The organism is Lysobacter sp. CA199 (assembly GCF_052078715.1).
Taxonomy (GTDB): Bacteria; Pseudomonadota; Gammaproteobacteria; order Xanthomonadales; family Xanthomonadaceae; genus Lysobacter.
Genome location: NZ_JBQJIL010000011.1, coordinates 212,511 through 232,283 on the forward strand (window position 1 = coordinate 212,511; position 19,773 = coordinate 232,283).

19 protein-coding genes and 2 pseudogenes are annotated in these 19,773 nt (G+C 62.8%); 18 read left to right on the top strand and 3 right to left on the bottom strand.

Annotation, left to right across the window (positions count from 1 at the left end):
- The first annotated feature begins 174 nt into the window (after window positions 1-174).
- The 3 genes from ACTOWJ_RS20900 to ACTOWJ_RS20910 all read left to right on the top strand — a co-directional run bounded on the left by ACTOWJ_RS20900 (window position 175) and on the right by ACTOWJ_RS20910 (window position 2,392).
- A complete protein-coding gene (locus ACTOWJ_RS20900) occupies window positions 175-1,161 on the top strand; it encodes a fumarylacetoacetate hydrolase family protein (protein ID WP_441336536.1) in 987 nt (328 codons plus the stop codon).
- Between the two features lie 258 nt (window positions 1,162-1,419).
- Window positions 1,420-2,082 (top strand): maleylacetoacetate isomerase, encoded by a 663-nt coding sequence (gene maiA / locus ACTOWJ_RS20905; RefSeq protein ID WP_441336537.1) that lies wholly within the window; start codon window positions 1,420-1,422, stop codon window positions 2,080-2,082.
- Window positions 2,083-2,275: 193 nt separating this feature from the next.
- Window positions 2,276-2,392 carry a DUF6053 domain-containing protein gene (locus ACTOWJ_RS20910; RefSeq protein WP_441336538.1) on the top strand — a complete coding sequence of 39 codons (117 nt, stop codon included), beginning with the start codon at window positions 2,276-2,278 and terminating at the stop codon, window positions 2,390-2,392.
- Between the two features lie 99 nt (window positions 2,393-2,491).
- Here the strand turns inward: ACTOWJ_RS20910 and ACTOWJ_RS20915 are convergent, their stop codons facing one another.
- Window positions 2,492-3,607, bottom strand: a complete 1,116-nt coding sequence (locus ACTOWJ_RS20915; RefSeq protein WP_441336539.1) for a PilT/PilU family type 4a pilus ATPase — start codon at window positions 3,605-3,607, stop codon at window positions 2,492-2,494.
- 98 nt (window positions 3,608-3,705) lie between these two features.
- On the opposite strand from ACTOWJ_RS20915, the gene ACTOWJ_RS20920 reads away from it, so the two are divergent.
- The 15 genes and pseudogenes from ACTOWJ_RS20920 to ACTOWJ_RS20990 all read left to right on the top strand — a co-directional run bounded on the left by ACTOWJ_RS20920 (window position 3,706) and on the right by ACTOWJ_RS20990 (window position 17,954).
- The gene (locus tag ACTOWJ_RS20920; protein ID WP_441336540.1) at window positions 3,706-4,086 is read left to right on the top strand and encodes a DUF4398 domain-containing protein; all 381 of its coding nucleotides are present in this window, start codon (window positions 3,706-3,708) and stop codon (window positions 4,084-4,086) included.
- The gene (locus tag ACTOWJ_RS20925) at window positions 4,083-4,730 is read left to right on the top strand and encodes a hypothetical protein (protein WP_441336541.1); all 648 of its coding nucleotides are present in this window, start codon (window positions 4,083-4,085) and stop codon (window positions 4,728-4,730) included. The genes ACTOWJ_RS20920 and ACTOWJ_RS20925 overlap by 4 nt, the downstream gene beginning before the upstream one ends.
- A gap of 150 nt (window positions 4,731-4,880) precedes the next feature.
- A pseudogene (locus ACTOWJ_RS20930) lies at window positions 4,881-4,979 on the top strand (hypothetical protein); the annotation flags it as partial.
- A 137-nt stretch (window positions 4,980-5,116) separates the two neighbouring features.
- A pseudogene (locus tag ACTOWJ_RS20935) lies at window positions 5,117-5,203 on the top strand (DUF6053 domain-containing protein); the annotation flags it as partial.
- A gap of 137 nt (window positions 5,204-5,340) precedes the next feature.
- The gene (locus ACTOWJ_RS20940; RefSeq protein ID WP_441336542.1) at window positions 5,341-5,598 is read left to right on the top strand and encodes a DUF6053 domain-containing protein; all 258 of its coding nucleotides are present in this window, start codon (window positions 5,341-5,343) and stop codon (window positions 5,596-5,598) included.
- A 451-nt stretch (window positions 5,599-6,049) separates the two neighbouring features.
- Complete coding sequence (locus ACTOWJ_RS20945; protein ID WP_336091088.1) at window positions 6,050-6,265, top strand: YdcH family protein; 216 nt, start codon at window positions 6,050-6,052, stop codon at window positions 6,263-6,265.
- A 611-nt stretch (window positions 6,266-6,876) separates the two neighbouring features.
- Window positions 6,877-8,247: a pyridoxal-phosphate dependent enzyme gene (locus ACTOWJ_RS20950; RefSeq protein WP_441336543.1), complete on the top strand. Its 1,371-nt coding sequence runs from the start codon at window positions 6,877-6,879 to the stop codon at window positions 8,245-8,247.
- 442 nt (window positions 8,248-8,689) lie between these two features.
- Complete coding sequence (locus tag ACTOWJ_RS20955; RefSeq protein ID WP_441336544.1) at window positions 8,690-9,871, top strand: cystathionine gamma-synthase; 1,182 nt, start codon at window positions 8,690-8,692, stop codon at window positions 9,869-9,871.
- Window positions 9,868-10,656 (top strand): ABC transporter permease, encoded by a 789-nt coding sequence (locus ACTOWJ_RS20960; protein WP_441336545.1) that lies wholly within the window; start codon window positions 9,868-9,870, stop codon window positions 10,654-10,656. The genes ACTOWJ_RS20955 and ACTOWJ_RS20960 overlap by 4 nt, the downstream gene beginning before the upstream one ends.
- 3 nt (window positions 10,657-10,659) lie before the next feature.
- A complete protein-coding gene (locus ACTOWJ_RS20965; RefSeq protein ID WP_441336546.1) occupies window positions 10,660-11,382 on the top strand; it encodes an ABC transporter ATP-binding protein in 723 nt (240 codons plus the stop codon).
- A gap of 18 nt (window positions 11,383-11,400) precedes the next feature.
- Window positions 11,401-13,896, top strand: a complete 2,496-nt coding sequence (locus ACTOWJ_RS20970) for a glycoside hydrolase family 99-like domain-containing protein (protein WP_441336547.1) — start codon at window positions 11,401-11,403, stop codon at window positions 13,894-13,896.
- A 13-nt stretch (window positions 13,897-13,909) separates the two neighbouring features.
- Entirely contained in the window at window positions 13,910-14,764 is an 855-nt protein-coding gene (locus ACTOWJ_RS20975; protein ID WP_441336548.1) for a class I SAM-dependent methyltransferase, read from the top strand.
- Window positions 14,765-14,866: 102 nt separating this feature from the next.
- Window positions 14,867-15,910, top strand: a complete 1,044-nt coding sequence (locus ACTOWJ_RS20980; RefSeq protein WP_441336549.1) for a methyltransferase domain-containing protein — start codon at window positions 14,867-14,869, stop codon at window positions 15,908-15,910.
- Window positions 15,911-15,953: 43 nt separating this feature from the next.
- On the top strand, window positions 15,954-16,547 hold the full coding sequence (locus tag ACTOWJ_RS20985; RefSeq protein ID WP_441336550.1) for a hypothetical protein: 594 nt from the start codon (window positions 15,954-15,956) through the stop codon (window positions 16,545-16,547).
- A gap of 57 nt (window positions 16,548-16,604) precedes the next feature.
- Window positions 16,605-17,954, top strand: a complete 1,350-nt coding sequence (locus tag ACTOWJ_RS20990; RefSeq protein WP_441336551.1) for a hypothetical protein — start codon at window positions 16,605-16,607, stop codon at window positions 17,952-17,954.
- A 68-nt stretch (window positions 17,955-18,022) separates the two neighbouring features.
- Here ACTOWJ_RS20990 and ACTOWJ_RS20995 read toward each other — a convergent pair whose 3' ends face one another.
- Both ACTOWJ_RS20995 and ACTOWJ_RS21000 read right to left on the bottom strand, forming a co-directional pair.
- On the bottom strand, window positions 18,023-18,421 hold the full coding sequence (locus ACTOWJ_RS20995) for a GtrA family protein (protein WP_441336552.1): 399 nt from the start codon (window positions 18,419-18,421) through the stop codon (window positions 18,023-18,025).
- On the bottom strand, window positions 18,418-19,743 hold the full coding sequence (locus ACTOWJ_RS21000) for an NAD(P)/FAD-dependent oxidoreductase (RefSeq protein WP_441336553.1): 1,326 nt from the start codon (window positions 19,741-19,743) through the stop codon (window positions 18,418-18,420). The genes ACTOWJ_RS20995 and ACTOWJ_RS21000 overlap by 4 nt, the downstream gene beginning before the upstream one ends.
- Window positions 19,744-19,773 lie beyond the last annotated feature (30 nt).

Consider the following 19,773-nt stretch of genomic DNA (forward strand, 5'->3'; position numbering starts at 1 on the left):
CGGGACGCGAAAACGCAATCCTGGCGGGGCTTGGGCGCTGGATCGGGCCGGCCGGGACGTCGGCTTTACCCCGGCGCGGCGCCACCGAGCCACGCGGCTGCCAATGGCGGCGCGAGTGGTTACAATTGAAACCATCGCGCCGCGGCGCCCCTGTACCCACCGATCGAGGCCTGGATGAAACTTGGATCCCTGAAGGAAGGCGGCCGCGACGGCACGCTGATCGTCGTTTCGCGCGACCTGACCCGCGCCGTGCGCGCCACCGGCATCGCCGACATCCTGCAACGCGCGCTGGAAGATTGGTCCAACGCCGCGCCGCGCTTGAACGCGTTGTCCGATGCGCTCAACGAAGGCAAGGCCGAAGGCGCGTTCGACGTCGACTTCGCCGCGCTCGCAGCACCGTTGCCGCGCGCGTACGAATTCGTTGACGGCAGCGCTTACCTGCCGCACGTCGAACGCGTGCGCCGCGCGCGCGGCGCCGAGGTGCCGGAAAGCTTCTACACCGATCCGCTGATGTACCAGGCGGTCAGCGCCGGCTTCTACGGCCCGCGCGATCCGGTGCGCGTGGTCAGCGAGGATTACGGCATCGACCTGGAAGCCGAAGTGGTGATCGTGACCGACGACGTGCCGATGGCGGCCACGCCCGAGGACGCGGCCGGCCATATCCAGCTGATCGGCCTGGTCAACGACGTCTCGCTGCGCAATCTGATTCCGAACGAGCTGGCCAAGGGCTTCGGCTTCCTGCAATCCAAGCCGCGTTCGGCACTGAGCCCGGTGTTCGTCACTCCCGACGAACTCGGCCCGGCCTGGATCGACAGCAAGGTCCATCGCCCGCTGTTGACCCACATCAACGGCGAGTGGTTCGGCGCGCCGGAAGCGGGCATCGACATGCAGTTCAATTTCGCCCAGTTGGTCGCCCACGCGGCCAAGACCCGGCCGCTGTCGGCGGGCACCATCGTCGGATCGGGCACGGTGGCCAACGAAGACACCTCGCTGGGCGCGTCGTGCTTCGCCGAGAAGCGCACGGTGGAAACGCTGGAGCTCGGCAAGCCGCAAACCCCGTTCATGAAGTTCGGCGACACCGTGCGCATCGAGATGCTCGACGCGGCCGGCGCCAGCATCTTCGGTGCGATCGAGCAGCGCATGGAGCGTCCTGCGGCCTGAGCGGCGCGGGCCCGGCGCGCGGCGGCGCAAAGCCTCCGCGCGTTCGCGCCTCCCGGCCGCGGATTGGGCATTCCGCCTGACGGCGCCTGGCGCGGGACGAATGGCGATACGCGGTACCGCCGCGCCGGCTAAGGTGCGCCTGCGTGCGCGAACGCGTGCCCGGAAACGCGGAACCAGTCGCATCGCGGGTTGCCCGCTCGACCCCGTTGCGACTCGTTCCTCGTTACTCTCCACTCGTTCCTACGCCAAGGTGCTCCGGTGAGCGATCAACTGCGTCTGTACTCCTACTGGCGTTCCAGCGCGTCCTATCGGGTGCGCATCGGCCTGAACCTCAAGGGCCTGGACTACGAAATCTCGCCGGTGCATCTGGTCCGCAACGGCGGCGAGCAGCACGATCCCGCCTACCGCGCGCTCAATCCGCTCGGCCTGGTGCCGGTGCTGCAGCACGGCCAGCGCACCCTGAGCCAGTCGATCGCGATCCTGGAGTACCTCGACGAAACCTGGCCGCGGCCGAACCTGTTGCCGGTGACCGCGCGCGATCGCCATCGCGTGCGCGCGATCGCCCAGACCGTCGCCTGTGAAATCCATCCGCTCAATAATCTGCGCGTACTGCAGTACCTTGACGGCACCTGGAACGTGCCGCAGCCCGAACGCGACGGCTGGGTCAAACACTGGATCGTCGAAGGCTTCACCGCGGTCGAGGCGATGCTGGCCGACGATCCGTCCACCGGAACCTTCTGCGAAGGCGACGTCCCGGGGCTGGCCGACTGCTGCCTGATCCCGCAGCTCTACAACGCGCGCCGCTTCGGCGTGCCGTTGGAGGCGTTCCCGACCATTCTGCGGATCGAAGAGGCCTGTCTGGCCTTGCCCGAGTTCGACAAGGCGCGGCCGGAGAATCAGCCGGACCGGCCGCCGGGCTGATGGATGCGGCGTTTCAGCCGAGTCGGATCGCAGAGCGTCGGGGCTCAAGCTCCCCACAAGAAACTTCGGGCTGAAACCTCTTTCACAAGATTGAAGTTCCTCTCACAGGAAACTCCGGGTTGAAGCTTCACTGACAAGAAACTTTGGGCTGAAGCTCCGCTCACAAGACCCTTCAGGACTGTCGAAGTCTTTTGTGGGAGGGGCTTCAGCCCCAACGCTCTTCGCTCAAGTCGCTTGCGACTCTCACCGCGCCGGATCGAAAGGCGTCGGGCCTGAAGGCCCTCCCACAAAAGACCTCGTGGTGGCGTAGCGATGGGGAAGCAGTCGCTTCAGGCGTGGTGTTGCCATCGCCGGTACAAAAAAATCGGCCGCTGAATCAGCGGCCGATCTTGTCTTCGCTGGCGGTCGCTCAGTGCGCCGCGGTCGCGTCGTATATGTCCGCGTAAGGATCGTGTTCGCCGGTGCCGCCTTCGGACAGGCGGAACTTCAGCGCCAGGCCGTCGCGCGAGTCGGCCGCCTTGAGCGCTTCCTCCATCTCGATCCGGCCTTCCTTGTACAAACGGAACAGGCACTGGTCGAACGACTCCATGCCGTCTTCCAGCGATTCTTCCATCGCCTGCTTGATCTCGTGCACCTGGCCGCGGCGCATCAGATCGCGCACGTGCGGGGTGTTGATGAGAACTTCCGCGGCCGGCAGCCGGCGTCCGTCGACGCCGATCACCAGGCGCTGCGAGACCACGGCCTTGAGATTCAGCGCCAGGTTCATCAGCACGTTCTTGTGCGCGGCCTCGGGGAAGAAATTGAGGATGCGCTCGAGCGTCTGGTCGGCGTTGTTGGAGTGCAGCGTGGCCAGGCACAGGTGCCCGGTTTCGGCGAACGCGATCGCCGCCTCCATCGTGGTCGCATCGAGGATTTCGCCGATCAGGATCACGTCCGGCGCTTCGCGCATCGCGTTCTTGAGCGCGTTGTGGAAGGCGTGGGTGTCCAGGCCGACCTCGCGCTGGTTGACGATCGACTTCTTGTGCTTGTGCAGGTACTCGATCGGATCCTCGATGGTGAGGATGTGACCGGCGGTGTTGCTGTTGCGGTGGTCGATCATCGAGGCCAGCGTGGTCGACTTGCCCGAGCCGGTGGAGCCGACGATCAGCACCAGGCCGCGCGGGGCCATGATGATGTTCTTGAGCACCTGCGGCAGCTGCAGTTCTTCGATGCTGGGGATGATGCTGCGGATGGCGCGGATCACCATGCCGACTTCGCCGCGCTGCTTGAACACGTTGATGCGGAAACGGCCGGCGTCGGGCAGGGCGAGGGCCATGTTCAGTTCGAGGTCACGCTCGAACAGGGGCACCTGGCCTTCGTCCATCAGCGAATACGCGATTTTCTTGACCATGCCCGGGGGCAGGCCGGTGTTGCCGAGCGGGTACAGACGGCCTTCGACCTTGATGTACACCGGCGCGCCGGTCGTCAAGAACATGTCCGACGCGTTCTTTTCCGTCATCAGCTTCAGGAAATAGCCGATGTCCATGCATTCATACCCCTTGTTGACGGCGCGCGCCGTTGCAAGCACGCTGCCGGCTTGACGACAATGTCCGTGCGTCATCCCTTCCGCACAGCGCTCCCCTAATGCCCACAAGCTTCGCACAAATTCGTTTGCCGCTGCTGGCCGCAGTTCTCGCTTCCGGTCTGGCCGGCTGCGCATCCACGCCCCCGCCGACCGGCGAGCTGTCCGCCGCGCAGCAGGCGGTCATGCGCGCCGACGACGCCGACGCCGACCAGTACGCGCCGCAGGACCTGGCCGCGGCGCGGCGCGCGCTCAGCGCCGCCCAGGGCGCGCTGTCGCAGGGCAAGGACGAGGACGCCCGGCGTCTGGCGCTCACCGCCGCGGCCGAGGGCGATCTGGCCTATGCGCGCAGCAAAGAGGCCCTGACCAACGCCGAACTCAACCAGCGCCGGGCGGAAATCGCCGAGTTGCGCCGCCGCCTGTCCAACGGAGGTGGCCAATGAGCGCGCGCCTGCTCTTACTGCGTTCGGCGGCCCTGCGTCTGGCGGTCGCCACCGCCTTGTCGCTGGCCTGCCTGAGCGCGATCGCCGCGTCGGCGGACGATCCGGAAATCGCCCGTCTGGTCCAGCGCGTCAATGCTATCGAAGCCAGTCCCGATGCCGCGCAGTACGGCAATTACGAGCGTCTGAAGGCCCGTCAGGCCATCGATTCGGTGCGCACCGCGCGCAGCCGCGACCGCGCCTGGGCGCTGCAGATCGCCGATCGCCGGGTCGAGACCGCCGAAATTGTGACGCGCAGCCAACTTGCGCAGCGCGAGGTCGACCGCCTGGATCGCGAGCGCAGCGATCTGCTGGTCGAAGCCAGCCGCCGCGATGCCGACCGCGCCCGCGCCGAGGCCGAACGTCTACGCGTGCAAGCGCAGATTCAGGCCGAGGAGGCCGAACGCCTGCGCGTGGCCGCCGAACAGGAAACCCAGGCCCGGCAACAGGCCGAAGGGCTGCTCGACAACGTCGCCGGCCAGCAAGCCGCCAAGCTGCGCGCCGCGCGCGAGCGCGACGCAGAACTGGCGCGCAAGGAGGCCGAGTTGCTCGGCCTGACCGGCGAGACGCCGAAGCCGGCGCCCAAGCCCAAGCCGAAGAAGAAGTAAACCCGCGCCGGGCGCCGCCCGGCCCGCGCGCAACGAGCCGGTTTGTCCGGCTCGTTGCGTTTTTGGCGAGAACTGGGCTTACGGAAGCGCTGGCTGGCGGGGAACTCGCTGCGGGAGGGAGCCCGCTCTTGTGGAGAAGGAGCCGTTCTTGTGGGGGCTTCCTTGTGGAGGGCTTCAGCCCCGACGCTTTCCGCTCAGATCGCTTTACAGTTTCACCGCGCTAGATCGAAAGGCGTCGGGCTTGAAGGCCCTCCCACAAAAGACTTCGCGGTCGCGCAGCCGGTGAGATATCGCGCCGGCGGCAGGATACGGAGCTTCGGTCTCGGTCGCGGTGTCGTCAGGCCGAAGGCGCTCCCACAGGGTGTTTCGGGCGGCCGAGGTCTTTTGTGGGAGGGGCTTCAGCCCCGACGCTTTCCGCTCAGATCGCCTTACAGTTTCACCGCGCCGGATCGAAAGGCGTCGGGCCTGAAGGCCCTCCCACAAAAGACTTCGCGGTTACGCAGGCGGTGAGATATCGCGCCGGCGGCAGGATACGGAGCTTCGGTCTCGGTCTCGGTGTCGTCAGGCCGAAGGCGCTCCCACAGGGCGTTTCGGGCGGCCGAAGTCTTTTGTGGGAGGGGCTTCAGCCCCGACGCTTTCCGCTCAGATCCCCTTACAGTTTCACCGCGCCGGATCGAAAGGCGTCGGGCCTGAAGGCCCTCCCACAAAAGACTTCGCGGTCGCGCAGGCAGCGGGATATAGAGCTTCGGCCTCGGTGTCGTCAGGTCCGCCGCTTTCCGCCAGAACCAAACCCTTCCGCGACCGGCTTCGCGGCGCCAGCGAAGCCGGCGCGGTAACGCGGCTCTCGCAACTGGAGCGAGCGGGATGAGCCAGACCGATGCGCGATCGCAAAAACGGCCACGTTCCGGCCTTCAGCCGACGAACGGCCGGGTGCGGCAAAGCCTCATTGCAAGTGGCGAGTGCATCCGGGCAGGGGCACATCGCGCTCAGCATTTGATTCAATAAAATCAAACGGTTGTGCGCTGTTTGGCCGTCGTCCGGACGATCATGGCCGGAACCTGAAAACGGTTGCAGCGCGGCCTTGCCGGATCCCGGACACAGGAGTAGGGTCAATTATCCGAGTGCTTCACAAACGCTCGGCGAAGAGCCAGGCCGATGACGCAAACGCCCCTTCCGCAGGACCCCGCCGCCGCACATAAAGGTGCGGTCGGGTTGCGTGAAGCCGGTGCCGCGCCGCGCCTGACCCACCATCTCACGCTCCCCCGCAACGCCCTGGTCCCGCGACCGGGGCGTTTGCATTCGTGCTGAAGGAGGCTTTCATGTTCGAAGAACGACCGCAGCCTGAAATCGACGCGCTCATCAAGAGCAACCCGGAATTCAAGCAGCTTTACCAGCGCCATAAGGATCTCGACAAAAAGGTCATGGATGCCGAACTCGGCGTGCTGCCGATCGACGACACGACCTTGGGACAAATGAAGCGCGAAAAGCTGGCTGCGAAAGATCGCCTGACCCAGCTGTACGACCAGCAGCACTGATCGATCCCGTCTGCGCCGCCTACGGCGGTCGCGGGCCCCGGGCGGAGCCGGCGCGATGCCGGTTCCGCCAGCCGATACGGACCTGAGTTTTCCGGCCACCAGAGTTCCCGGCCACCAGACAGCCCAGCATTTCGCCGATCCGGCCGCCGATGGCCGGATGCGAAGGATCCGGAGCCGCCCGCGCTCCCGGCTCCAAGCTCAGCGCGGGCGGCGGCCGCCATCCTCGTCGGCGGCCGCCGCCCGCGGCTACCACCCACCTGACCAGGATCGCTTCGGTTCGGCGCGACCGCCCGGTTCTTGCGCGCGGCTTCAGCCCCCCGGCGCTTTTCCCATGGTCGCTTCGAGCTGGGCCTCGCCACGGACCGACGCTTGTCGACGGGTTTGAGCCCCGACGCCGTTCGATCGGATGGCAGCCATCCCTGCGCGCCGATCGGCGCGGCAATGTGGGCAATAGGCGTCGCGACTCAAGTCCCGCCCGCGAAAGCACCTCGCGCCGGCGGCCTCGGGTGGGCACGGATGATCGCTCCGCGCCATCCGCCGGCGCGACCCGCCCACGGAGGCGCGGCTAGAATGGTCCGATTCGCCGCACGGTAGCGGCTAGCAGGAGCCGCATGGCCATTCACTCCTCCGTACTCGAACTCATCGGCAATACCCCGATCGTCAAGGCCCAGCGTCTGGACGCCGGGGTGTGCGAGCTCTATCTCAAGCTCGAATCGCAGAACCCCGGCGGGTCGATCAAGGACCGCATCGGTTTGTCGATGATCGAAGCGGCCGAAAAGGCCGGCAAGATCAAGCCCGGCGACACCCTGGTCGAAGGCACCGCCGGCAATACCGGCATCGGCCTGGCCCTGGTCGCCCAGCAGAAGGGCTACAAGCTGCTGCTGGTGGTGCCCGACAAGATGAGCCGCGAGAAGATCTTCAACCTCAAGGCGATGGGCGCGCAGGTGGTGCTGACCCGTTCGGACGTCGCCAAGGGCCATCCGGATTACTACCAGGACCTGGCCGAGCGCATCGCCAACGAAACCCCGGGCGCCTACTTCATCAATCAGTTCGGCAATCCCGACAACCCGGCCGCGCACGAGTTGGGCACCGGCCCGGAAATCCTCGAACAGATGGGCGGCCAGCTCGACGCGATCGTGTTCGGCTGCGGCAGCTCCGGCACCATGACCGGCTTGTCGCGCGCCTTCGCCAAGTTGTCGCCGAAGACTGAGCTGATCCTGGCCGACCCAGTCGGTTCGATCCTGGAGGAATACATCAACCGCGGCACCTTGTCGGACAAGTCGGCGAGTTGGATGGTGGAGGGCATCGGCGAGGATTTCCTGCCGCCGATCTCCGACTTCACCCGGGTCAAGAAGGCCTATGCGATCAACGACAAGGAAAGCTTCCTCACCGCGCGCGAATTGTTGGAGAAGGAAGGCATCCTCGGCGGCTCCTCGACCGGCACCTTGCTGGCCGCCGCGTTGAAGTACTGCCGCGAGCAGACCACGCCGAAGAAAGTGCTGGTGTTCGTCTGCGACACCGGCAACAAGTACTTGTCGAAGATGTACAACGATTATTGGATGCTCGACAACGGCTTCATCCAGCGCGAGCAGCATGGAGATCTGCGGGATTTGATCCTGCGGCCGTATTCGCAGCGCGACACCGTGGTGGTCGGCCCGAACGATCTGCTCGTCACCGCCTATCAGCGCATGAAGCTGTACGACGTTTCGCAGTTGCCGGTGATGGACGGCGAGCACATCGTCGGCATCGTCGATGAAAGCGACGTGCTGCTGCACGTGTACGGCGACGAATCGCGTTTCCGCGATCCGGTCTCCACCGCGATGGTCAGCAAGCTCGACAAGATTCCGGTCGCCGATCCGATCGAGACGCTGCTGCCGGTGTTCGACCGCGGCCACGTCGCCATCGTCATGGACGGGGACAAGTTCCTCGGCCTGATCACCCGCATCGACCTGTTGAACTTCCTGCGTAGGCGAGTGCAGTAAGCGGCGACCGCCGGGACGCGCCGGGCGACATTGCCCGGCGATCTGCCGGCCGGCGCGGGCGACGGGCCGGCTCGCGCCATTCCGCGCCGGAGCACCGACCGCGGGGCGTCGCCCCGTTTCCTGGCTGAAACAGCCCGAGCCGACCGCGCCGGCCCGGCATCAACCACCGGTTTGCCCCGCAGCGCGGCTCGGCCCGCGGGGCCGATTCGTCGGCTGAACGCAGATGCGTGCCAGCCAAGGCTGAAATGGCGCGTTCAGCTTGCGCCGCGCCGGGCAGGCTGCGCCGGCCGTCGCCGCCCCAGGTAGCGCTCACGGTCCGACTGCACACCGCCTGAAGTGTCGCCGGGCGGGGCGAGGTCCTCACCGGGGCGATGTTAGAATTCGCGGTTACGCCAATCGGTCGAATAGCTCGGCCGATCCCTCAGCGGACGGAACGATTTCAATGAGCCAACAACAGCCGCAAGGCGGAGCCCGCAAGCTCGGCCTGGGCACCCTCGCCATCCATGCCGGACAGTCGCCCGATCCGAGCACCGGCGCGGTGATGCCGCCGATCTACGCGACCTCCACCTACGCCCAGAGCAGCCCCGGCCAGCATCAGGGCTTCGAATATTCGCGCAGCCACAATCCGACCCGCTTCGCCTATGAGCGCTGCATCGCCGGCCTGGAGGGCGGAACGCACGGTTACGCCTTCGCCTCCGGCCTGGCCGCGACCTCGACCATCCTGGAGATGCTCGACGCCGGCAGCCACGTGATCGCGATGGACGACGTCTACGGCGGCACCTATCGCCTGTTCGAGCGCGTGCGTCGGCGCAGCGCCGGCCTGGATTTCAGCTGGGTCGACCTCAGCGACGCGGCCGCGTTCGAGGCGGCGATCCGCCCGGAAACCAAGCTGGTGTGGATCGAGACCCCGACCAACCCGCTGCTCAAGCTGGTCGACATCGCCCAGATCGCCGCGATCGCGCGCAAGCGCGGGCTGGTGGTGGTGGTCGACAACACCTTCTGCTCGCCGATCCTGCAGCGTCCGCTGGAACTGGGCGCGCACATCGTCATGCACTCGGCGACCAAGTACCTCAACGGCCACTCCGACATCGTCGGCGGCATCGCCGTGGTCGGCGACGAGCCCGAACTGGCCGAAAAACTGACATTCCTGCAGAACGCGGTCGGCGGCATCCAGGGCCCGTTCGACAGCTTCCTGGCGCTGCGCGGCCTGAAGACCCTGCACCTGCGCATGAAGGCCCACTGCGAGAACGCGCAGGTGCTGGCCGAGTGGCTGCAAACCCATCCCTCGGTCGAGAAGGTCATCTATCCCGGACTGAAGTCGCATCCGCAGCACGAACTGGCCAAGCGCCAGATGGACGGCTTCGGCGGCATGGTCAGCATCTACGTCAAGGGCGGCATGGACGGCGCGCGCCGGATGATGGAGCGCTGCGAACTGTTCACCATCGCCGAATCGCTGGGTGGCGTGGAGAGCCTGGTCAACCATCCGGCGGTGATGACGCACGCATCGATTCCGCCGGAGCGGCGCACGGCGCTGGGGATTACCGACAACTTGGTGCGCTTGAGTGTGGGGGTCGAGGACGTGGTGGACTTGCAGGCCGACCTGGACAAAGGACTGCGCTCGTGAAGACCGCCAATAACGTTTGGGAAGACATCGGCAAAGGTTTCGCCAACGCGGACCTGTGGTGGATGTTGGCGAGCCAGGACATCCGTCAGCGCTATCGCAGGTCGACGATAGGGCCGTTCTGGATCACCATTACGATGGTCGTTGTGATCGCCGGTCTGGGGCCGTTGTACGCTCGATTGTTCAATATGACCGCGGCCGACTACGTACCCAATCTCGCTGCGGGGCTGGTCGCCTGGTCGCTTATTTCGGGCGGATTGACTGAGGCGTGCAATGCTTTCATCAGCTCGGAAAATCTGATCAAGTCGACGGCGTCGCCACTGACGGTGCATATTCTGCGTGCGACCACGCGCAGCTTGTTGCTGTTCGCGCACAATCTGGTCGCGGTGGTCCCGTTTCTGTTGATCTATCAGGTCAATCCGGGCCTGGAACTGCTGCTGCTGCCGATCGGTCTGCTGATATTGACAGTATTCATCGTGTCTTCTGGCTATCTGCTCGGCACTTTCTGCGCGCGCTTCCGAGACATGCAGCAGATTATTCTCAACATCCTGCAGTTCGCGTTCTTTCTGACTCCGATCATCTGGAAGCCGGGCAGCTTGAGCGGCCGGACCACGATCGTCGATGCCAATCCGTTCTATTGGCTGATCGAGATCGTGCGCGGACCGATGCTCGGCTACGCTGCCAAGCCGATGCATTACCTCGGTGCGGTCGGTTTGACCTTGGCGGTGGCGCTGATCGGTCTGGTTCTGTTTGCCCGTTTCCGCCGCCGCATCGCGTACTGGGTCTAATTCATGGCGAAGATATCGATCACGAACTGCACTCTCGATTATCCGTTGTATGGCGTGTCGAGCCGGTCGCTGAAGAAAATGGTCATCAACGCTGCCACCGGCGGCAGGATAGCGGCCAATTCCAAGGAGATCACCGTGGTGCGCGCGCTCAGCGACATCAACCTGGAAGCGTTGCCGGGCGACCGACTCGGTCTATGGGGGCACAACGGTTCGGGCAAGACCACCTTGCTGCGTGCCTTGGCCGGCATTTACTCGCCCAGCGAAGGTTCCATCGAACTGACCGGCTCGATCGCCAGCCTGATTGATCCGGCGCTGGGTTTTGAGCAGGACTCGTCCGGGCATGAGAACATTACCTTGCGCGGCCTGCTGCACGGCATGAGTCGACGGCAGATCGAAAGCCTGCGCGAGGATATCGCCGAATTCTCCGGACTGGGTGATTATCTGGATTTGCCGGTGCGGGTATATTCCAGCGGTATGCAGATGCGCCTGGCGTTCTCGATCGTTACAGCGGTCGCGGCCGACATCATCCTTATGGACGAATGGCTCAGCGTCGGTGACGCTGAGTTTTCCGCCAAGGCCGAAGTCCGGCTCAATGCGCTGATGGACAGCGCCAAGATTATCGTCCTGGCGTCGCATAATCTTGAGCTCATTCGCAGCGTCTGTAACCGTGTCATCACGCTGGAGCATGGGAAAATCGTGTCGGAAGAGTTCTCTGGCGCGCAGTAGTTTTTTCTGGGGGTTTTGGTGAAGAAAAGGATTGAGCCGTATTACGACTGCAGAGCGGTCGGTCAAGAGGCGGATGGTATTTGGGAGAGCCTATCTGCCGACCCGCAGTTCCTGATCAGGCCTTCAGGTGTGAGTTTTCCGTCGGGCGTGTGTCGCTTCGTCTTCGAGACCAAGGCCGGCGTGCCGCGTTGGGTCGAGCCGGCGATGTATTTCGACGTGGGCCAAGGAATCAGCGAAGCGAGCAAGCTGCCGCTGCAGGCCGAACCCAGAGGGCCGGGCAATCTGGTGTCGTATCTGGTCGACATCCCGCCAGGTACCAAGCTCATCCGGTTCGATCCGACCTGCTCAGCGGGTCTGTTCGCGCTGAAGCCGTACGTGAAGATGCAGCGTTTCTGGTTGCTGTTGAGCGCCGGGCGCAAGCTGGCACGGGTGTGGCGCGCGCAGGGGGCGTTGGGGGTGGCCAATCGCGTAATCGGTACCCAGCAAGGGGTGCAACAACTGCCCAATCGTTCGACTACCGACGCGTCCGCGTTCCAAAAACAGATGGTCGAGGTGCTGACCAAGCGCGATCGCGAGTTCGTCGTCGCGCCAGCGCTGCACCCGGCGCCGGACGTCGGTGTCAAGCTGGTCGCCTATTATCTGCCGCAGTTTCATCCGATTGCCGAGAATGATCGCTGGTGGGGCAAGGGATTCACCGAGTGGACCAACGTCGGCAAGGCAATGCCGATGTTCACAGGGCATTGCCAGCCGCGTTTGCCGGGCGAGCTCGGTTATTACGATCTTCGCAATCCGCAGATCATGCGCGAGCAGGCCAAGCTTGCTCGGCATCACGGCATCGAGGCGTTCTGCTTTCACTACTACTGGTTCGGTGGCCACCGCTTGCTTGAGACGCCGGTGGAGGCTTTCCTGAACGATCCTTCGATCGACATTGGATTCTGCCTGTGTTGGGCGAACGAGAATTGGAGCCGCCGTTGGGACGGTTCCGAGCAGGACGTGCTGATCGCGCAAAATCATTCGCCCGAGGACGACATCGCGATCATCGACGATCTGATCCGTGCGTTCCGCGACCCGCGTTATCTGCGCGTGGAAGGCAAGCCGGTGCTGGTCGTCTATCGTGCCGCGATCCTGCCTGAAGTGACCGAGACGGTGGCGCGTTGGCGCAGGCGTTGCCTTGAGCAAGGCGTGGGCGAGATCCACCTGGTGGCCGCGCAATCCTTCGGTCTGGACGATCCGACCTCGATGGGCTTTGATGCCGCGGTGCAGTTTCCGCCGCACGGGGTCAAGGTCAGCGAGCGCCAGACAGAGTACGAACACTTCCACGAAGGCTCGGAAGTCAAGATATATGACTACCGCGACGTCGTGGAGAGCGAGTCGCTGCGCTCCTACCCGGACTACAAGCTCTACCGTTGCGCGATGCCGAGCTGGGACAACACCGCCCGCAAAGGGCTGCGCGCGCACATCTTCGCCGAGTCCAGTCCCTCGGGTTTCCGGACTTGGCTGGATGCGTTGGTCGACCAAAGCGTTCGGCAGGCGCCGCCGGGCGGCCGGATGGTCTTTATCAATGCCTGGAACGAATGGGCCGAAGGCGCGTATCTCGAGCCCGATCGACGCTACGGTTACGCCAATTTGATGGTTTGCCACAACGCTATGACCAGGATCGAGAAGCAATCGCGGCCCAAGGTCAGTGTCATCATGCCGACCTACAAGCACCAGCAATATGTCGAGCAGGCAATTCGCAGTGTGCTGGGACAGACTTTCGACGATTTTGAGTTGATCGTGATCGACGATTGTTCGCCGGACAGCACCTATGCCGTCGCCAAGCGAGTGTTGGCGGAACTGGATGGCGGCAAGCGCGCTCGCCTGTATCGGATGGAGCGCAACGCAGACGCGTTCAATGTGATCAATTTTGCTATCTCCAATTCGACCGGCGAGTACATTGCGATCATCAACTCCGACGATGCGTGGCCTAGCAACCGATTGGCGTCGCTGGTCAATGCGATGGAACAGGAGAAGTCGGAGCTGGCCTTCAGTCGCGTAACCGTGGTCGATCAGGACGGTGAGGAGCTATCCGAGGATCATCCCGTCGCGGCTGAGGTGTATCGCCGGCAGAACGAGTGCTTCAGCTCGCTTGATCCGTTGATGGTCCATTTGCTGCAGTACAACGTCTGCGTAACGACCGGCAACCTGGTCTTCACGCGTGCGTTATTCAATAAGCTTGGCGGGTTCTCCCAGCTCCGGCTTTGCCACGACTGGGACTTCGTGTTGCGGGCGAGTTTCCATACGCAGTTGTCGATGGTCGATATGCCGGGTTATTACTACCGCATGCACACCAGCAACACGTTCTCGTCTTCGGGGCATCTTTCCGAGCCCGAATCGGAAACGTTGCTGGCCGAGTTCTTCAAGCATTTCGACAGCCACCCGCAGTACCCGCTGTTACGAAAGAATTCCCCGTTCCAGGACCTGATGGCGACGGATCAATATCGTTCATATTACGACCTGACCGCGCGCGATTAAAACGGAGACCATAGTGAAACCGGCAGATTTCTTTGAGGCGACACGCAATACCAGCATCGACGAGTGGTATCAGACTCTGGTCGGTTCGGTATCGAACCGAGACTGGAATGGCTTTGAGTTGCCCGGCTTTCCGCCCGACGAGATCCAGGCGGGTTTCGTCGGCTCATCCAACGAGCACGCGCTGACCGAGGCGTCGGTGTTTTACCGAATCGTCCATGAGCACATGGCCAAGAACGGGGTTGTACTCGGGGATGGCGACAACGTCCTCGACTTCGGCTGCGGCTGGGGGCGCTACATGCGCTACTTCTATCGTGATGTGCCCTGGGATCGTTTGTACGGTATCGATCCGTGGTTCGAGGCGATCGAGATCTGCAAGCGCACCGGAGTCTACGGTCAGCTGATCAAGTGCAATCTGTTGCCGCCGACGCCATTGCGCGATGGAATGTTCAAGCTGGTGTTCGCCTATTCGGTGTTCTCGCATCTCAGTCCGAAGGCTGCCAATGCCTGGATCGCCGAGTTTGCACGCGTCGTCGCCCCGGGCGGATTGCTGGTGCTGACCACGCAAGGCAGGAGCTTCATCGATTTTTGCGAGTCCTTGCGTGGCCAGCCCCCGGCGACCGAGTGGCACCGCGCCCTGCAACAATCCTTCGTCGATGCGGACAAGGCCCGACAGGATTACGATGAAGGGCAATTCCTTTATCAGCCCAGCAGCGGCGGCCCCGAGTTGCCGAGCGAAACATATGGCGATGCGATCATTCCCAAGGGATACGTCCAGGCACACTGGTCGAAGTACTTCGAGGTGGTCGATTTCATCGACGACAGAGCCTACCTGCCCCAGGCGGTGATGGTTCTGAAGGCGCGCTACTAGCTCCATCCGTTGCACCGCGGGTGGAAGTCGGGTTCTGCCGTTGCGGTTGAAGCCGCAGCGGCAGGGCTTTAGTGCTTATGCCACGAGCGAGGACAGCTTCCGATGAGCCAATCCCCTGGTGGCGGCAAATCGAACGATCTTTCCGTAGATGCGTGCTCGGAGACGGCTATGTATACGTGGGAGCGGCACCTGGGGCAGACGATCTCCAGCGACGAGTTCGAGGCGTCCTATAGAGGGCAAGCACGGAGCGAGCTGACCGGCCTGTTCTCCGCCGATCGCCAGTTACTGTTGGAGATCGGGTGCGCGAGCGGGGCGACGGCCGCGCTGCTCAAACAGCAGATCCCCGGTTTGCAAGCCTGGGGGGTGGAACCGGAATCGGCCGCGGCGGAGATCGCGGCGCAACGTTTGGATCGGGTGTTTGCGTGCAAGCTGGAGGACGTCGATCTGCATGCCGAAGGACTTGCCTACGGCAGCGTCGATGCGGTGCTGCTGGCGGACGTACTGGAGCATATGTACGACCCGTGGCGCGCGTTGGTGCAGCTCAAGCCGTTCCTGGCCAAGAACGCCGAGGTGGTAATCAGTATTCCGAACGTACGCAATCTCGGGCTAATGGCGGATCTGGCCGATGGCCGGTTCGACTATCACAAGTGGGGCCTGTTGGACATCACTCACATCCGCTTCTTTACCCTGGATGGCGCGATCCGGATGCTGCATGAAACCGGCTACGGCGTGCGTCACGTGCAGGCGAATGTGGATCCGCCCCTGTCGGCTGTATTGGCCGCCGGTGTGCCCGCCGACAAAGTGCTGAAGTTCGATCGACTGAGTCTGGCTGGCGTGGAACCGCGCGAGCTGGTTGAGCTTTGCGCCGTGCAATTCTTTATCAAGGCCAGCCCGATGCGGATTGAATTGGTCGGATATGGCACCGCGTCGGAAGCGCAAACGGAGACCTCTGGTGAGAGGGTCGAAGAGGCAGTAAGCGCCGCTGGCGGGATAGTGGATATCTCGCCCGAGCCCGCGGCTTCTCAGCCGGACTCCGAGATGACTGCCGAAGTGAACGATCCCGTTGTGTTGCCCGCCGAAGCGGGCCAGACGCAGGCGTCGCAGGCCATCGAATCTGGTTTTGATGGCGACGACAACGCGAGCTGATGCTGAACTCCATTTTTCAAGGTCCTGATAGAAGGCATATACATTGAAAGACAACAAGTTCCTGTTCGGATTCGTGGCGTTCGTGATCGGCTGTTTCTCGCTGACTGGTCTGTATGTCGCAGTCAAGGGCAAGGGGCTCGGCGCTGACTCTGCGGCAGCGGTGGCGCCAGCGAGCAGCGTGGAATTGACGCGTCAGTTCGAGGATGGGCAGGACATCGCTTTCCTGGATGGTGAGGCTGCGGGGATCACAATGGCGACGGTTGCAGGTGGAGAGTGCGCGCTCGACTACTTCGGCCAGGGCGGTGCGACATCAGCGACGCAGCTGACCCCGCGCGTGCCGCTCAAGATTTCTGGATGGGCAGCCACCCGTGGCGGTGCGACAGCGAAGCGGGTGTGGATCGAATGGAAGCCAACGTCGGGTGGGTCGTCGAGAGGTGGCTTCATCCAGCTCAACGCCGGCTTGGCGCGTGAAGACGTGGTCTCGGCCAAGGGGGCCAGTAGCTATCTGCGTTCGGGTTACGACCGTTTCGGTGTGGTCGTCGGCGTTCCGGCCGGTAGTTACCAGCTCTATCTGGTGTTGGATACGGGTACTGAATTGCTTCAGTGCGATATCAATCGCGAAGTAACGGTCAATTGACCGGATAGCGGCTTTGCTAGGTGGTTGGGGGACGGCGACGCAATGATTTACTCGATAATGGAAAAGACCTTGCCGCGATTGGTGTTGTTCGCGACGCTGGGTGTCTTTATGGCGTTGATGTTTCCGTTGCTGAAGCCGTATCCCTACAGCGACGATTGGTCCTATCTGGCTGAATTGGCGACGGGATCGTCATTGACGCTGGATTGGATATTTGGCTTGCACAATGATCACCGGATTCCGATCCAGAAGCTGGTGCACTATGTGTTGCTTAAGGTCAGCGGTGGCGATTTCCGCTTGCTGACGCTGCTGAACGTCGCATTCTCAGCGGTGACTGCTTATTGCTGGATGCAGATTGCGTGTTTGATGCGCGATGGGCGTCGTTCGCTTGGAGATGTGCTGATTCCTCTCGTGCTGCTCGCGGGTGGTTTCAACTCGGTATCCTGGGGTTTTAATTTTCAGTTCGTCTCCTCAGTGACTTTCGTCTCCTTGAGCGCGTGGTGCGCAATCTGGTACTTTCGGGGTCTGTTAAGACATGGCATGGAATACGCATTTCTATGCCTGACCTTATGTGCTTGGTCGGGCGCCAACGGCATCATTAGTGCCGTTTTGATGGGAGGGGTGTTGCTGCTGTTGAGCGCGCGCGAATTCAGGTGGCAAACCTCAACAAGACGGCTGTCGCGCGCGTTATCAGTCTCGTTGTGGGCGATGACCTTGACCGGGCTGATTGTGGCGTGGCGCCCGTCCGGTGCGACAAGCCAGTCGGAAAGCGGCTTGGGGGAGAATTTGTTGCCGTTCTTGTTGGGGATGGTCAAGTCGTGGATGGGGATATTCGCAACGCCGAACGGTGATTTGAAGCTGATGATTGCGCTGGCGACGCTCGTCGGGGCTGCCTTGCTGGGCTTGTGGATGCTTGGGGGCGCCTATCGTCGCCGTGATCGGCGTGCGTTCGAGTACTTGATCGTGCTCTCGGCGCTGGGGCAGACGGTTGCGACTATCGTCGTCGTCGCGTTATCGCGCGCGGTAGCCCAACCGTGGGGCATAGGGCTGGAACTGCATTATGGGATTCTCACAACATTGATTCCTACCGCTGCATGGGCGATAGGCTCGGCAGGCGCGTCGAGGCGGTTCGAGCGTGTAGCCTCGATCGTTGTACTATGCTTAGCTACGTATATGTATTGCTTCAATACATCGTGGCGGATCAATTCCCTGCGCGAAGCATACCCACAGGTGGCCGCTGCGCAATCGGCGTTGCTGAGCCGGCAAGACGCTCGGGCCGTCGCCGATGAGCACATCGCCGAGTACTACTATCTCGACAATCCCCAGGCGCGTACCGCCATAGCGGGGGCGATCCCGTTGCTGCGGCAGGTGCCATTGTGGCGACCTGGAGCCCAGACGCCGGAGAAGTAGAGCTTCGAGGGTGTTGCTGACATCCGCCCAGAGAGATTTGGAGGGGCCGCCGCAGCTCCAGGCGCTGCTCAATGCCTGGAGCGAAAAGTGAAGCGCTTGTGTCCGAGGTAGCTGGTGAAGACGGGAACGATCACGCCGATCCCATGAGCCACGGCTTCGGGGTGGAAATCCATCCCCGTGGCCGGGAACAGCCAGCGCGCAAAGATCAGACTGATCGCCACCGTTTGGGCTATCGCAGCAAGGTTGACCACTGCGAACCAGAAGACCTGGCTCTTCAGTTCGTTCTGGGCTTCGGTGAACACGAACAAGCGGTTCAAGGCGAACGCAGTGGCCATGCCGACGAGATAGGCCAGCACGATTGCAGGTACATACGGCATCAATTCGCTGAATAGGATACGTGAGCCGAAGTTGGCGCACGCTGCGGTGCCGCCAGCGACGACGAAGGCGATGAAACGTCGGCTGATCACAGGAGCGAGGCTGCGGAGGTTCTCGATATGATGGCCACCAGTTGACGCGCAGTGGCGATGCTCTCATTGATCGAGCGGTCTTCCGGGTAGTAATACGAGGTGTCGGCCATGTAGAAGCCTTCGATCGGCGTCTTCATCGACGGAAGCATGTCCTGGAAGCCTGGTGGGCAGATGGTTTGGGCGAAGTCATAGCGGTGGCAGTAGCGGGCCAACACCCAGTCAGGGCGGAACGCCGGGTTTATCTTCGTCAGGTAGCTGATGACCTCGTCGATCAGTTGGTCGTTCGGCAGCGACCACTTGGGATGGGTCTTGGGCATATAGAACGGCGCGTACAGGACGTGCTCGCCATCGCGAGTGCCGGGATTGAGGTTGGAGTACTCGATGACGCCCGGAATTTCGATGCCTGTATCGCTGATGTTCATCCAGAAGTTCTCGCTCACGGCGTGCTTGAGCTTCAGGATCACGCAAGCGACCGGAATGTTCTCGATCTTGCGTACGCCGTCAGCAAACGCGCGCGGCAATGCCGGTACCAGCGCTGGTACGTACTGAATCGGCGCGGTCGAAACCACGGCATCGTATGGAAGGTCTTTGCGGGCGATGCGAACGCCGGTGACCCGGCCGTGTTCGACATTGACCTGGTCGATACCCTGCTTGAGATGAATGAGCCCGCCGTGCTCGACGATGAACTTTTCCATCGCATCCAGCAGGGTGTCCGAGCCCCCCTCGATGTAGCCCAGGCTTTCGCTCAGCAGACTGCGCCGCGACAGGGCGATGCGCTTGATGCGGGTGCCGATCCACGAGGCTGACAAGTTCTCGGTGTATTCGAAGAACTTGAGGTAGAAGGTGCGACGCCACAGCACGTCGTAACCGCGCTCACCCAGCCATTTGCGCAGCCAGACAGTGGCGCTGACCTTGTCCAGCGCGGTCCAGTCCTTGATGCCCTTGGTCACCATGACGTGCAGCGCGTAGCGGAACTTGCTGATCAGCCCGAGCTTGGGGAAGGCGAGCAGGGCGAACGGCGTGCCCCACTTGTACAGCTTGCCGTCGTAGTAATAACCCATCTTGGTGTCGGTCCACTTCAGCTTGTCCGACAGGCCCAGCGACTCCAGCAGCTTGAACAAGGGATAGTCGGTCTTGCAGATGAAGTGGTAGTAGCGCTCGATCTTCAAGCCGTCGAAATCGAAGCTCGCCGACATGCCGCCGATGCGGTCGTCGCGTTCGTAGATGTCGACTTCATGGCCCTGCTTGAGCAGCTCCATGGCGGCCATGAGGCCCATCGGGCCGGCGCCGACGATCGCGAAACGTTTCTTTGCAGTGCTCATTGGCTATCGGTTCTATGTGAAAGATGAAAG